The sequence below is a fragment of the Gabonibacter chumensis genome (assembly GCF_024741215.1).
Taxonomy (GTDB): Bacteria; Bacteroidota; Bacteroidia; order Bacteroidales; family Marinifilaceae; genus Gabonibacter; species Gabonibacter massiliensis.
Genome location: NZ_JANSKB010000001.1, coordinates 790,168 through 805,704, shown reverse-complemented (window position 1 = coordinate 805,704; position 15,537 = coordinate 790,168). Strand labels below are relative to the sequence as shown.

The window sequence follows — 15,537 nt, the reverse complement described above, 5'->3', positions numbered from 1 at the left end:
AAATAGTAACTTTGTAAACAAAGATCATAAAATCGTTTTATCGGAATAAGGGTAATTATGTGCGGGATAGCCGGGATATTTGAAAAAGAAAAAGACAATCGGCCGTTGATGTCGAAGATGTTGGACGCAATCGCCCATAGAGGTCCGGATGCCAAATCCATTTATACCCATCAAAATTTCACCTTAGGGCATCGCCGTCTCTCCATCATCGATTTATGCACGGGAGATCAACCCGTGTTTAACGAAGATCAGTCCGTTTGCGTTATCTTCAACGGAGAGATATATAATTTCGAAGAGCTAAAGGAGGAACTGCAAACCAAAGGACACCGATTTCGCACCCATACAGATACCGAGGTGCTGGTACACCTTTACGAAGAGTACGGGACAAATTTTTTTAACCGGTTAAACGGAATATTCGCTTTCGCGTTATTAGACAAGAACCGCAACCGGCTCCTTCTCGCCAGGGATCATTTCGGAGTAAAACCCCTTCATTATTACCTGAAGGACGGAATCCTATTATTCGGATCGGAACAAAAATCCATCATCCTCCACCCGAAATACGAACGGGAGCTCAATCTAAAGGCACTGCATATTCATTTGAATCTAAGATATACCCAAGGAAACGAAACGCTGTTCCAAGGGATAAAACGGCTTCCGGCTGCCCATTTCGCCTTATTCGAAAACGGACTTTTTACGGTCAGGCGATATTGGGAGATGCCCGTGGGCACAGACCGCTCCATCACGGAAAAAGAGGCCAAAGAGAGAATCAATGTTTTGATCAAAGCCGCCGTAAAGCGACAGCTGATCAGCGACGTCCCGGTGGGAGTCTACTTGTCCGGAGGATTGGATTCTTCCGCGATCGTACAAAAAATGCATGAATTGGGAGTCGCGGAGATAAACACGTTTACCCTCGGCTTTAACGAACCCACGGATGAATTTCCGGATGCTCAACAGATAGCGGATTACTTCCACACGAAACACCATACCCTGAGCCTCTCGATGAACCCCATGCAACAGATGCCCAAAGTCATCTGGCATGCCGAAGAGCCCAAGATCAATCTGTTACAGGGTTACAATATGTCCGCTTTCGTGCATCCGAAAGTAAAAGTAATTTTAGGAGGACTGGGAGGCGACGAACTCTTTGCCGGATACGATATTCATAAATTCATCTATCCGTTCAATCGCTGGCATCATTATACCCCGTACTGGATGCAACGTCTGTTACGCTGGAAATCGGACTTTATCTTTAAGCTCCAAAATAATTCTCATGCTCTGCGTTACGACGAATATCGGCGAGGAGTGCAAATGTTGCTTGCCATCGGAAACATCGAACGTTTCTACCTGATTATTCGAAATGTTTGGGATTACGATACTCCATTTTATAAAAACATATATAACGAATCGTTTCTAAGGCAACGACGCGTGGAGAGTATTCGGGTTCACCGGGAGTTCGACAGCCTATTTCACCGTGTCCGGCACGAAAAAGCCCTGGATCAGGTTCTTTACGCCGAATTTCAAACCAAAATGGTCAATGACTATCTATTGACCGACGACCGGATGTCCATGGCCCACTCGGTAGAAGAACGAGTTCCTTTACTCGACAAAGAGTTAGTTGAATTCGCATTCCGACTGCCGGTGGAATTAAAAATAAAGAATAACCAGACAAAATATCTTTTCCGAAAAGCGTTAGAACCCTATCTGCCGCCCAAAATCATCACGAAGAAAAAATGGGGATTTACCGTTAACCCGTACCTCCAGTTCAAAAAAGATTTAAAGGAGACCGCGGAAAAGATATTGACCCCAAAATACATCGATCGACAAGGAATATTCAATTACGATTACATCAAACGCATATTGGACTATCCGGCCCATCCGAAACTCCGGTGGCACTACAATTACATCTGGATTTTAGTCGGATTAGCCATATGGGAAGATCAATTCATTCACCACAGGACGGATGACCGTATTGAATCTTATTATAAATAGAATAAAAACGATATCAGGCATAAGCATGGGAGAAAAAAACGCCAATACGACATATTCCATCATCATAGCCGTATACAACCGGTTGGAGGAGGTCAAAGAACTGCTTGTCAGTGCCGAGGCCTTAGAAGGAGACCGCTCCCTTTTCGAACTTCTGTTCGTGGACGACGGTTCAAAAGACGGTTTTAAAGATTTCATCCGACACTATTCTTCTCCCAGCGGCCTGCAGATACGAGCTGTTTTCCAACAAAATCAAGGCCCTGGAGCAGCCCGCAATTTCGGCATGAGTCAAGCCAAAGGGGATTATTTCATTTTCGTAGACTCGGACTGCATGTTTCCCCCGCACTGGCTAACGGAAATCGAAAAAACACAACAAATACGCTTTTACGATGCTTTCGGCGGTCCGGACACCTGCCACCCCTCATTTTCCCCTTTGCTGAAAGCCATCAACTATTCGATGACCTCCTTCATCGGTACGGGAGGAACCCGCGGCAGTAAAAGACATATCGGAAAATTCTACCCCCGCAGTTTTAACATGGGTATATCCCGGAAAATTTATGAAACGATCGGAGGCATGGGAGGTTTACGTCACGGACAGGACATGGATTACTCCATGAGAATATACAACGCAGGCTTTAAGGTGGGATTGATTCCCGGAGCTTACGTGTATCACAAACGGCGTACCAGTATCCCTAAATTCTTCCGACAGATCTTCAACTGGGGTGTCGCCCGGATTAACCTGACCCGAAGACATCCGCATACATTAAAAGCGGTACATCTACTACCGGCATTATTACTTTTGGGATTAATCCTTGTCGGGATACTTTCTTTTTTATTACCCGCCCATGCCCCTCTGATTTGGATCGTCATCGGGTGCGGATTCATCGGTATCTGCTTGTTTGCTTTCGTGCAATCCTATTGTAAATACAAAAGCGGCCAAACGGCTTTACTCTCTATACTGACACTGAATATTCAAGTATTCGCCTACGGGGCAGGATTGCTTTGGGGAGCATGGAATACCCTGAAAGGAAAAGAAGTAAAAGGTTTCTCCAAAAATTACTACGGTAAAAACAAATAACCCATGAAACGACTGTTATTTTTCACCCAGAGTTTTCCCTACAGTTACAAAGAACCTTTTATCGAAAACGAAATCGGTTACCTGTCAAAAGCTTTCGATGAGATCACGATTCTTCCCTGGATAGGCGAAGGGGAGATCACCCGAAAGGTTCCGGCCAACTGCAAGGTACTAAAACCCATGCTTAGAAACGACCGGGATACGATTTTGTCGGGAATCTTTTGCCGGGCCCCTCTTTTTTATTTCATTCGCCGATTCTTTTCGGATAAAGCCTATACCGGCCTTAGCAAAATTATAAAATACATTTCGGTATCTACCTTCTGTCGGGCCATCCTCTCTAATAAAGATTTTAAAAAAGTCAATGACGAATTTAAGAATGATACCGTTTATTTTTATTGGGGCATCGGTACGGCCTACGTACTCCCCTTCATTAAAAACAAGCGCAAAAAAATCGTCCGTTTCCACGGAGCCGACCTGTACCTGGAAAGAAGAGCCAATCGATATATTCCATTCCGCAAAGAAGTTTACACTCACCTGACGCAAGCCGTCTACATCTCCAAACAAGGTTTGGAGTACGCCGCGGAACGATACGGAAATTACCATTTCAATGCCTGTTGCAGTTACCTGGGTACACTGGACTATGGGGTTAAAAAAAACTTCCCTCCAGATGGTATCATCCGCCTCCTGAGCTGCTCCAACGTGATTCCCGTCAAACGGGTAGCTTTAATTTTAGAAACCTTACAAACCATCCGCGATCAAAAAATCGAATGGACCCACATCGGAGACGGTAACCTATGGGAGGAATTAAAAGAGAAAAGTCTGCTTCTTCCCGATAACATAAAGGTAAACTTTACCGGCAGGCGAAGTAACAAACAAGTCATCGAATACTATCAATCACAACCGATCGACATCTTTATCAATGTCAGTTCCAGCGAGGGATTACCCGTGGCGATTATGGAAGCGATCTCTTTCGACATTCCGATTATCGCAACAAATGTAGGAGGGACACGTGAAATCGTCACACCGGAAACCGGTATTCTGATCGCTCCCGATTCTTCTCCCGAATTGATCGCTGCCCGAATCCGGGAACTATACAAAATCAAAGAGACTCTCCATCCCCGTAAATTATGGTTGAAAAAATTCTCCGCGGAGAAGAACTATCCCGATTTCATTCAACACGTTTTATTGCCAACGCCTGATAAATGAGTATACAGCCTGTTCAAGGCCTCCATATGCTTTTCTATCCCGTATTTTTCTTTAATGTAGAAGGCCGCTTTCCGCGCTTTCTCCTTATATTTTTCGGGATGAGCATAAAAATCTAAAAAAGAGGATAGCAATTGTTCCACCTCTTTTGTTTTATATATCACGGCCAACCGACCCTTTTCCGTCACCTCCCGCATCACCTCCCAGTCGTTTACAAAAACAGGAATACCGGCAGCGATCGCTTCTATAACCGCAATACCGAAAGAATCATGTTCCGTAGAATAGATAAAAGCATCCCATTGGGTCAAAAGAGAGGGCACATCCGATCTTGTTCCCAAAAAACATACCTCATCCTGTAAACCCGCAGTCTCACAGAAACGAACACATTCGTCATACAAGCGAGGGTAACGGGAATCTTTCCTACCGACAAATAAAAATCGAAATGGGATACCCGCTTTTTTCAATAAAACCAGAAATCGGCAAATAGTTATCTGATCTCTTCCGGGAACAAAATTACCGACGCTCCCCATCAGCAATCCGGGCGATTCAAAAGACTCTCCTTTCTCCCGTTGTTCGAATTTGGCAAAATCGATCCCGTTGTAAACGACCCGGCTCCGGTTCCGGGGGAAACGATACTTTTTCTCGTAATAGGACTTTTGTACCTCACTCACGAAAATATTCAAATCCGCATGCCGGATCATCCATTTCATAAAAAAACGCCCCTTTGCCGTCTGATGATAATCATAACCATGAAACGTCTGAACGATCTTTATCCCGCATCCCCTCGTTGCCAACCAAGCGTAACAAGCCTCTAACGAATGCTGGGCATGAACGATATTTACTTTTTCCCGGCAGAGCAACTTCCTCAAACGAAAAACGTAAGATAAGTCCATTCCTTTCCGGGGTGTCATCTTAAACATGGGAACTCCCGTGGCTTTAAATAGATCCGAAATAACTCCCTCTTCCCGATAAATACATATGATTTGATAAGAAGTCAGGTCCGCTCGGGATAAAATATCCAATAAAAGAGTCTCCATGCCTCCCCGATTTAATGCTCCAAGGAAATAAGCCACTTTCATACTTTCTTATTTTTATATCTCCGCTTTAAAAATAAAAGATATCCCAATGGATAACAGCAGAAGGTCCTTACCTTATCCGATGAATCTTCCAGAAGACGCCTCTTTTTACCGGCCAAGGCATAGCTGACATAATTAATCGTATTCTTCCACCTCTCTTTAAAGGATTCGGCATACATCGCCTTTTGATCGCAGTATAAAGCATATCCTATCGGGTTATCTTTTCTTAATTTCGCTTGATTACGCGTATACCCATCTTCCAAATAATTGCACACGATGATAATCCGAGGCAAAACCAACAGTTGAAATTGCCGATCTATCTGATTATACACATAGGCCTCGGTAATAAACTTCTCCCCTTCAATTTCGGGAAATAAAAACGAACGAAGCACCTCCGTTCTGTATACTAAGGTCGAATCTCCCCGGAAACCGTTTTTATACAACTCTTTCAAGGTCGAATTACGTTCATAAGGAAACTTGCCGTCCGACAAAGTCTCCTCGGTATTTTTCCCCCGGTATCCCACGAGTCCGGCAATCGTCGCATCTCCTCCCTTCTCTTTCCAAAAAGATAAAATTTTCTCTATCCCGTCGTCTACCAAGTAATCATCCGAATCCACACATACGAACAATTCGGTTTCCGTACTTTTTACTCCCCGGTTATGAGCCCTCATCTTTCCGCCGTTTTCCTGGTAAATATATCTTATGGAAATTTTTTCTTCCGATTGCCAGCTTTTTATAAGCTCTTCCGTTCCATCCTTCGACCCGTCATCCACGACCAACCATTCGAAGTCTTTATTACTCTGCCGGCATAAACTTTCGTACAGGCGTCCCAATGTATAAGCCCGGTCATAGGTTGGGGTAAAAACAGTTAATTCTTTCATCATCTTCTCCATTTTAGCCACTTAAAAATCAGATCATCCGCCAATTGATTTACCTCGGCCGAAAGATGCAGGAAATAAGTGAGTACACTTCCCGCGATACACATAATGGAACTCCGGAAAATCCCATCCAACCAAGGGTTGTCCATATCCGGCAAAATGGCATTCAAACCGTATAATAACAAGAAGATACCTAACAACTTAAGGGTATTCCATGTATAGGGATTTCCTTTCACTTTTGCAAATACAAGCCATTGTTGAACGGTATGGGAAAGGATACAGGTCAGCAATGTCGCCACGGCAGCCCCGGTCATCCCCAATATGGGAATCAACCAACTGTTCGTAAGAATGGTAATAGCCGTAATAAAAAAGGTAAAATAAAGACCCCAATAATAGTATCTGGAAAAACTAATCAATGTATATCCAAAACCTAAAAACATCACGATCAAACGAGAAAGACCGATGAAAAAAACAACCCATTTACCAGCCCGATAATCCGCTCCGTTAGGAATAATATCGAATATATTGTCTATGTTTATCCATAAAAGCAGGAACAGGAATCCTCCGATCAACAATTGATGCAAAGATACTTTTTTATACAAGGCATTTGCCTTCTCGAAATCGCCGGCTCTCAGGGCTTCCGCCGCTACCGGGGAAGAAATGGCCGTGATCGAACGGGAAGGGATATCGATAATGGCAACCATATAAAAGGCGATGGTATAGATTCCACCGTAATTCAATCCCATCTCCGCACTTACCATAAAAAGATCCAATTTACTCGTGATACTTCCCCCGATAACCCCCACCATTAAAAAAGCGGTATACTTCAAAATATCTTTACGAAGATCTTTGTTTATAAAAGAGAAATCATGTTTTAAAGAGACGGAACCAATCTGGGAAGCATACCATAGATTTAAAAACATCGCAATTCCATACACGGCAATGTAAGTAGCAACCAAACCGGTCATTCCCGTCACGTGAACGGCATACAAAATGTAAACCCCGATCAACAACAACCGGATCACCACTTCCCGTATCAATTTGGGGACAGCGATTCTCATCAGCAAATTGGAATACGTTTCGAATACTCCGAGGTAAACGATAAAAAACATCAAGGGAAACAACCAATTATAGTAATCCACGAAAAGAGCCGAGTTCTGCTCGAAATAAGCACATACAGGCTGCTTCAACAACCAGGCCACAGGAATAAAAAGACAGCACCCGACTAAAGGTAAAGCGACCAGATAAAAAAAGAAACCGTTATTACGGCCGTCTTTACTTTTAAAAAAAGGAAAAAAACGAATAGCGGAAGAGGTCGTCCCCAACTGAACAAAGGTTCCTAATAACGTGGCAGCTTCAAATAATACCCGAGTTAAACCGATCTCCTCTGAAGTTAAAAAACGAGTCACGATAAACATCGTGGAAAGGAAACCGATAAAAGCCCCCACGTAATTCACAACAGTGCCCTTTATGCTTTGCCGGATAATAACCCCCATGAACCTTTGTACTTATAGATTTATCGCGCAAATAGTAAACAAAAATAGGAATTATTTATCGATAATGGGGGTTTGACGATTATATTTTTTATTTTTGTCCCTGTTTGATCATAAGTTAAAGAATTTATCCATGAAAAAAATCAACTTCAAACCGTTATATCCGCATTTCATTGCACTAATTCTTTTTATTATCATTTCGTATGCTTATTTCCCCGCCCTTTTCGAAGGCAAAATCGTGCACCAGTCGGATATCTCTTCCTGGAGAGGAGCCGCCAACGAGATTCTTGAATTTCAAAAAAAGACCGGAGAGGAGACACTATGGACGAACTCCATGTTCAGCGGTATGCCCACCACTATGATCCTCACGAAATATAAAGGGAATTACTTAGAATATATATATAAACAATTATTTATCGGCTCTCGTCCGGCAAGCTACCTTATTATCGCACTCTTCAGCTTTTATTTGCTGATGTTAGCGTTTGGCGTAAATGCCTGGTTAGCGATTGCAGGCGCTTTAGCTTTCGGCTTTTGTTCCTACAACTTCCAGATCCTGTTAGTGGGACACAATGCTAAAATGATGGCTATCGCTTTTATGCCGCTTGTCCTGGCAGGAGTCGTCTACGCCTTCCGAAAAAAACGGTTGTTAGGCGCCCTGTTATTCGGTTTGGCCCTTTCGTTCGAGATCACGGCGAATCATCCTCAGATTACCTTCTACCTGGCATTTATCATTATTGCCTATGGTATAGGACAACTCTATACAGCCGTTAAAAACAAAACATTACCCGCTTTCTTTAAAACGGCACTTTTATTAGTGGTTGCGGCCGGATTGGCAGCCGGAACCAATGTCAATCATCTATGGCCCACCTGGGAATACGGGAAATATACCATGCGGGGAGGTTCCGAATTAACCTCCGACGATCCATCCGCCAAAACGAAAGGCTTGGACAAAGAGTACGCCACCGCTTGGAGCTACGGGATAGACGAAACATTGAATTTATTGATACCCAATTTCAAAGGAGGCAGCTCTCAAGGAGGATTGGGCACCGACTCGGAAACTTACAAATATTTGAAACAACAAGGAGTAAAAGAAGTCGATCAAGTGATCCGACAGTTAGGAACCTATTGGGGACAACAACCCTTTACGGCCGGTCCGATGTACATGGGGGCCATAGCCGTCTTTCTTTTCGTATTGGGGATCGTTCTGATCAAGGGGCCGATGAAATGGTGGATCGTAGGAGTCTCTTTATTAGCTCTATTCTTGGGTTGGGGACGACATTTCATGTTCTTCTCCAATATCTTTTACGATTATGTACCTCTATACAATAAATTCAGGGTACCGTCCATGATCCTGATCATTCTGCAACTAACGATTCCCTTGTTGGGCATTTATACCTTAAACCAAATATTCAATCAAAAATTCGACAAAAAAACCTTAGTCAAAGGATTAAAAATTGCTATTGGTATTACCGGAGGTATTTGTGCCGTCTTCGCCCTGATTCCCGGTCTGGCCGGTAATTTTACCGCTCCCGTAGATCAACAGTACTATGACTGGTTACGGGCATTGGTGATTCAGGACAGAATATCCATGCTACGGGCCGACGCTTTCCGCTCTTTAATCTTTATTCTTTTAGCAGGGACCGTTATCTGGGCGGGAGTGATCCAAAAATTAAAATTCTCTCAAATGGCCATTATCCTCAGTCTTCTGATATTGACGGACATGTGGACCATCGACAAACGTTACCTGAACAATAATCATTTCGTTACTCAAAAAGAATTTAATAATCAATTCCGGGCTCGCCCGGTCGATCTGGAAATCTTAAAAGACAAGGATCCGAATTACCGGGTACTGGATTTAGCCGTAAACGTGTTCAACGATTCCCATTCCAGCTATTTTCACAAAACCATCGGCGGTTATAGTGCGGCAAAATTACAACGCTATCAGGATATCATCGATTACTTTATTATTCCCGAGATTCAATCTTTCCAAAAAGACGCAAATGCGACTCAGACCCTCACGGGAATGGAGGAGAGCTTGAAGAGGCAAAAAGTGTTGAATATGCTTAACACGAAATACATCATATTGAATACCAATGCCTCTATTGAAAACAGATCCGCCCTTGGGAATGCTTGGTTTGTACAAGATTATAAATTAGTGAACACGCCGAAAGAGGAGTTGGTCACCTTACAGGCGATAGATCCGGCTGAAATAGCCGTTATCAACGAAGAATTCAAACCGATTATTCAAGACAAAGGTTTCAACTACGACGAAAATGGAGAGATCGTGTTAACCGGATACGCACCCAACCGACTGGAATACAAGAGTAAAGCCGACAACGAACAACTGGCCTTATTCAGTGAGGTCTACTACCCTAAAGGGTGGAAAGCGTATATCGACGGAGAGGAAACCGACCTTTTCAGAGCCAATTACATCCTAAGAGGAATGATCATTCCGGCAGGAGAACATGCTATCGTATTCGAATATAAACCGGAATCTTATTATACGGGAGCCAAAATTTCAGCTATATGTTCCGGCATATTATTACTGTTACTGCTCGGGTATATCATCGTAGGCATAAAAAAGATCCTAATATCTCCTAAAACCACTATGAATTAAAGAGACAAAATACAAATAAGAAAATTCTGGTACGTTTTTTGCTCGAAAATGTCCCATAATGTTAATACATCTATAAATAATTTACTTTACATTTTCAAATACGTAAAGTATGGTTTAACCAGAAAAATAAACTATGAGAAATTACTTTATCCTTCTTTTTTTAACAGGCATACTGATATTAAACGCCTGTACGAAAGTAGATAAACTTAGTGACGAGGCCAATATTACTTCACTTGCCATTACCGGAATAACTCCTCAAGGCATCAACATCGATCAGAACAATATAACCATCGAGAACAATATTGTTTCCATACCTTTGAACTACGGAAGAAAATTATTCCCGTTAACTTTATCTACTGAAATAAAATTTTCATCAACAACTGACGGAACAATGAGCACGAACGCCCAGCCGTTAAACCTGAAAGAATTTACATTCAACGATGTGTATACACCGCAAACTTTTTACCTGATTTCCGAAAGCGGTGTTCCTCATTTAGCCCGGATCATCCTTATAGATCAACCGAACGCTGAAATTTCCGACTTTAAAATTACCAATTTCCCGGAAGATAAGGTAAGTGCAAGAATCCGTGACAATTACGTAAGAATCGTCTTTAAGGACGCCATTGAAAAATGGCCTATCGATATCGAAGCACAAATCACCCGCATCGGAGAGTGGAAGGAGGGTTCCGATATTACTTCTTTCCATTTCACCCAACCGGGAGAAACTAAACACCTGACCCTGGTAGCCGACAACGGAGACGAAAGGGTATGGAACATCCAGATCGTACCTCCCATTGAAAATTCGGACTTCGAATTATGGATCAACGAGGGAACGATAGACGTAAATATTGATCCCATTCCGGGTAAAGGATTCGGCTGGGCGACCGCTAATAACATGTTCGTACAAGGGACTTTGCCCGTATCGAATAACGGGGGCAAAGCCGCCCAGATATCCACGGACATACAAAGTATAGGTTTTATCGGAGACCTCGTTACAGCCGGAACCCTGTTCACCGGTTACTTCAAGATGAATATATCCAAATTAGACGATCCGAGAGCCATGACCTACTTCGGTATTCCTTTTATCAATAGACCGGCCTCTCTCTCCATAGATGCAAAATATAAACCGGGAAACACGTTACAGCAATCCGTTAAAAATAAAGACGGAAAATATGTTTTGACAGAGGTGAAAGGAGTAGACGAGGGACGTATATGGGTTAAATTATTACACTGGAACGGGGAAGGTGAATTGGAGTATCACGATAGAGACATACCGGATCTGACCGTCATCGGAGAAGGAGATTATGTTCTTAAAGGATCGGATCTCTCCCTACGCGACTGGAAGAATATAGTCATTCCTATCAAATATACTTCCGATCTGGAACCCACCCACATCAGTATTGTCATGACTTCCAGTAACAAAGGAGACTTTTTTATCGGTGCCAAAGGAAGTACGTTAACTGTTGATAACCTCACATTCAAATATTAATCTACCATGATGAAATATATATTTTTACCCGTTTTATTCATTTTTTGCTCCGTTACCCTTTTCGCACGAAAAACGGAACAAACGCTCCCATCCGCTAAACAGGATAGTATCGATCGTAAAAATGTCGAATACAGGTTTGCCTTAGGAGTCCAATTGGGAACCGATATCGGGGGAGCCATTCCCTTTCCTTTCAGTAATGTTCCCGAGCCATTCAATCCTTATCCGAAACTTTCTCCCTCTTTAGGTGCGAAATTCACCTTCCCCGTAGATCGTTACTGGACCGTCGGGGCTGAAATAACCTACAAAAAAGTTGCCATCGATGCGGACGCAAGAATAGAAAACCAACGTTTCAACGATGCTAAAAACGATGTTATCGCCCGTTTCACGGGATCGGCTGAAATGAATATGGACTTTACCATGATGGAAGTACCTCTCTACTTCAAATACACGTTCCGGAATCAAAAAGACCGCATCCTTGCAGGAGGTTATTTTGCCTGGATCATTAAAGGAAAATTCAATGTTACCGTAAACAAAGGCTTTATGATGGACGACAACGGAGTCTATACAGGAGCCATCGACGACGAACCGTTAAAAATTAACTTTAGCGACATTCTGGATACTTGGGATGCGGGGCTGATCGCAGGATACGAGCGCAAATTATTTTCCAGAGTAGAGATCGGATTACGTGTATCTTGGGGATTCAAGGATATTTTCAAACCGAGCAATCAATATTTCGATTACAAAATGCTTCAGATACGAGGAGCTTTAGTCGTAAGTTATAACCTGTTCGACATAAAACCTCCCCGCTTAAATCCGTTTAAACATAAAATTTAGGGATTTACGATTTAGTGATTAAATGATTCGTTGATTGAAAAACGAATTATCAAATCACTGAACCACCGAATCATACGGTTTCTTCCAATCGATACAATTTATCACCTCTGCGCAAAAACGGTTCGACAGGCATAGAAAAAAGAGAACCTTTACCGACTTGTCGAACCGGTTGTAAATCAACCCGAATTTCCGGGACATGCATTTGCACGACTCCTGTTGTCGGTCCCATAATCAAAACTTCATCCCCGACTCTCAGATCATAAGACTCTAACTTAAATTCACCCACGTGCAGTTTCGTAAAATAATTGGTCACTTTCCCGATACACACCTTTTTTTTCGTGGCTTTCGAACCGTATACCTCACTCCACTCACCCAAACGTTGCCCCAGATAATATCCATTCCAGAATCCCCGGTTAAACACGGTTGAAAGCCGTTCTTTCCAATGTTCGATCTTTTCGGCGGAATAACTACCGTCCGCATAAGCATCTATTGCTTCGTTGTAACACTCGCAAACCGTTTTCACGTATTCGGCGGAACGTGCCCGTCCCTCAATTTTAAATACCCGTACTCCGGCATCTATCAGTTTATTAATAAAGCCTATCGTACACAAATCTTTAGGCGACATGATGTACTTTCCGTCTACTTCCAATTCCACCTCGCTATCCGTATCTTTCACCGTATACGAACGGCGGCATATCTGATAGCAGGCTCCCCGGTTAGCAGAAGCATTCATCTCATGCAAACTCAAATAACACTTACCGGAAACGGCCATACACAACGCCCCATGCGCAAACATTTCGATTTGCATGAGCTCTCCTTTGGGACCTCTTAAATCCTGTGCCACAATCTGGCGATGAATCGTCATGACCTGATCCAAATCCAATTCCCGGGCCAATACAACCACATCGGCAAATTGAGAATAAAACTTCACCGCCTCAAAATTAGTAATATTGCACTGCGTGCTGATATGCACCTCCACACCGATGGAACGGGCGTAAAGAATAGCTGCCATATCCGAAGCAATGATAGCCGTCAAACCGGACTCTTTCACGCAATCGATAATCCGGCGCATCTTCTCCAATTCATTATTATAGATAATCGTATTAACGGTCAAATAAGTCTTCACTCCCTTTTCCCTGCATTTTTCAACGATACACTTTAGATCCTCCAACGTGAAATTGGCCGAAGAACGGGAACGCATATTCAATCCCTCCACGCCGAAATAAACGGAATTCGCTCCTGCCTGCAAGGCAGCCTCCAAAGATTCATAAGAGCCGACGGGAGCCATTATCTCAAAATCTGTTCTTTTCATACGCAACATTTAGAACGACAAAAGTACATTTGTTCATCGAAAATAAAAACTGAAATTGAAAATTAGTGTATTGGAGAAGCCAAACCATTGAATCCATCTCTTGAAGAAATCGTATATCTCAATAAAACGAAAGAACACGCTTATGACACATCCGCAACCTCCCACACTCGTTCAAGCCGTTATCCCCATCCCCTTTTTAATTGGATTACTGTTTTTAAACGTCCTTTACTTTGAAGATCCATTGGGAGGAGCCAACCAAATCGCACTTATGATCACCGCGACTCTCAGCGGCCTGATCGCTTGGCATAATCACGTGGACTGGAATCACCTGCAAGGTAAAATTCTCAGTACCATTCATTCAGCCATGCCGGCTATTCTGATCCTCCTTCTGATAGGAGCCTTAAGTGGAACTTGGATGTTAAGCGGAGTTATTCCCGCGATGATCTACTACGGAATAGACCTGATGTCCCCCTCTTATTTTCTTGTTGCTTCCGTGGTCATATCCGGGATTGTTTCCCTGGCAACCGGAAGCTCTTGGTCCACGATTGCCACCGTGGGGGTCGCAATCGTCGGAATAGGACACGCTTTCGATATGAATTCCGGGATCGTTGCCGGCGCAATCATCTCCGGTGCTTATTTCGGCGATAAAATGTCTCCCCTCTCCGACACGACCAATCTGGCCCCGGCAATTGCCGGCACCGATCTGTTTACCCACATCCGCTATATGATTTACACGACGGTACCGAGTTTAATCATTACTTTGATCGTTTTTGTCATCATCGGATTAACCCACACCAATGAAATAAATTTAACCAGTACAGACGACATCAAGACCGGCATCGCCGAAACTTTCCGGATTACTCCCTGGCTACTGTCCGTTCCTCTCCTATTAGCGTTTATTATCATCAAAAAAATTCCTCCCATCCCGGCAATGTTAATTGGTATTGCTTTAGGCGTTCTATTTGCTTTGCTTTTTCAGACCGAATTACTCGAGAACTTAATAAAAGGAGAAACGTTCACCAATAAATATCAACTTATCCTACAAGTCATTTCCAGTAAAATGGAGTTTTCAACGGGTTCTCCCGACATCGATCGTTTACTCTCTACCCGAGGAATGGAAGGAATGCTCAGTACGGTATGGTTGATCCTGACGGCGATGATTTTCAGCGGAGTGATGGAAGCCGGAGGATCCCTGAAAAGAATAAGCGAAGCCATGGTTGCCTATATCAAGAACGACACTTCGCTCGTGGCGACAACCATCGGTTCTTGTATCCTTTTCAATATCTCGGCTTGCGATCAATATCTGTCGATCGTCGTACCGGGAAAAATGATGCAAAAGATTTATAAAGAACATAGGCTTAAACCTGAAGTTCTAAGCCGGGCGTTGGAAGATTCGGCCACCGTTACCTCTGTCTTAATCCCGTGGAACACTTGCGGAGCAACCCAATCACGCGTATTAGGGGTCGCAACTTTCGATTATCTTCCCTATTGCTTCTTCAATTTAATCAGCCCGTTTATGAATATCTTTATTACCGCCATTCACTATAAAATCCGAAAAATATCGAAACGATAAACCA

At 43.1% G+C, this 15,537-nt stretch carries 11 protein-coding genes; 7 read left to right on the top strand and 4 right to left on the bottom strand.

The window, feature by feature from the left end; genetic code table 11:
• The first annotated feature begins 57 nt into the window (after positions 1 to 57).
• From asnB to NVS78_RS03530, 3 genes are read left to right on the top strand one after another with little or no spacing between them, the layout of a single operon-like run.
• Positions 58 to 1,986: an asparagine synthase (glutamine-hydrolyzing) gene (asnB, locus tag NVS78_RS03540; RefSeq protein ID WP_286357951.1), complete on the top strand. Its 1,929-nt coding sequence runs from the start codon at positions 58 to 60 to the stop codon at positions 1,984 to 1,986.
• A 25-nt stretch (positions 1,987 to 2,011) separates the two neighbouring features.
• Positions 2,012 to 3,061 carry a glycosyltransferase family 2 protein gene (locus tag NVS78_RS03535; RefSeq protein WP_286357950.1) on the top strand — a complete coding sequence of 350 codons (1,050 nt, stop codon included), beginning with the start codon at positions 2,012 to 2,014 and terminating at the stop codon, positions 3,059 to 3,061.
• Between the two features lie 3 nt (positions 3,062 to 3,064).
• Entirely contained in the window at positions 3,065 to 4,264 is a 1,200-nt protein-coding gene (locus tag NVS78_RS03530) for a glycosyltransferase (protein ID WP_286357949.1), read from the top strand.
• Here the strand turns inward: NVS78_RS03530 and NVS78_RS03525 are convergent.
• The 3 genes from NVS78_RS03525 to NVS78_RS03515 are packed head-to-tail and all read right to left on the bottom strand — an operon-like array spanning position 4,231 to position 7,711.
• Entirely contained in the window at positions 4,231 to 5,340 is a 1,110-nt protein-coding gene (locus NVS78_RS03525) for a glycosyltransferase family 4 protein (protein ID WP_286357948.1), read from the bottom strand. The genes NVS78_RS03530 and NVS78_RS03525 overlap by 34 nt on opposite strands.
• Positions 5,337 to 6,221, bottom strand: a complete 885-nt coding sequence (locus tag NVS78_RS03520) for a glycosyltransferase family 2 protein (RefSeq protein ID WP_286357947.1) — start codon at positions 6,219 to 6,221, stop codon at positions 5,337 to 5,339. The genes NVS78_RS03525 and NVS78_RS03520 overlap by 4 nt, the downstream gene beginning before the upstream one ends.
• Complete coding sequence (locus tag NVS78_RS03515) at positions 6,218 to 7,711, bottom strand: lipopolysaccharide biosynthesis protein (protein ID WP_286357946.1); 1,494 nt, start codon at positions 7,709 to 7,711, stop codon at positions 6,218 to 6,220. Before NVS78_RS03515 ends, NVS78_RS03520 begins: the two co-directional genes overlap by 4 nt.
• A gap of 130 nt (positions 7,712 to 7,841) precedes the next feature.
• On the opposite strand from NVS78_RS03515, the gene NVS78_RS03510 reads away from it, so the two are divergent.
• From NVS78_RS03510 to NVS78_RS03500, 3 genes are all read left to right on the top strand, one after another.
• Positions 7,842 to 10,325, top strand: coding sequence for a YfhO family protein (locus NVS78_RS03510; protein WP_286357945.1), 2,484 nt, complete (start codon positions 7,842 to 7,844; stop codon positions 10,323 to 10,325).
• Positions 10,326 to 10,458: 133 nt separating this feature from the next.
• Positions 10,459 to 11,814, top strand: coding sequence for a PCMD domain-containing protein (locus tag NVS78_RS03505; RefSeq protein ID WP_286357944.1), 1,356 nt, complete (start codon positions 10,459 to 10,461; stop codon positions 11,812 to 11,814).
• Positions 11,815 to 11,820: 6 nt separating this feature from the next.
• Entirely contained in the window at positions 11,821 to 12,648 is an 828-nt protein-coding gene (locus NVS78_RS03500) for a PorT family protein (protein ID WP_286357943.1), read from the top strand.
• A 70-nt stretch (positions 12,649 to 12,718) separates the two neighbouring features.
• Here the strand turns inward: NVS78_RS03500 and NVS78_RS03495 are convergent, their stop codons facing one another.
• A complete protein-coding gene (locus NVS78_RS03495; protein ID WP_286357942.1) occupies positions 12,719 to 13,960 on the bottom strand; it encodes a peptidase U32 family protein in 1,242 nt (413 codons plus the stop codon).
• Positions 13,961 to 14,102: 142 nt separating this feature from the next.
• Between NVS78_RS03495 and nhaC the strand changes: the two genes are divergently transcribed.
• Positions 14,103 to 15,533: a Na+/H+ antiporter NhaC gene (gene nhaC, locus NVS78_RS03490; RefSeq protein WP_286357941.1), complete on the top strand. Its 1,431-nt coding sequence runs from the start codon at positions 14,103 to 14,105 to the stop codon at positions 15,531 to 15,533.
• Positions 15,534 to 15,537 lie beyond the last annotated feature (4 nt).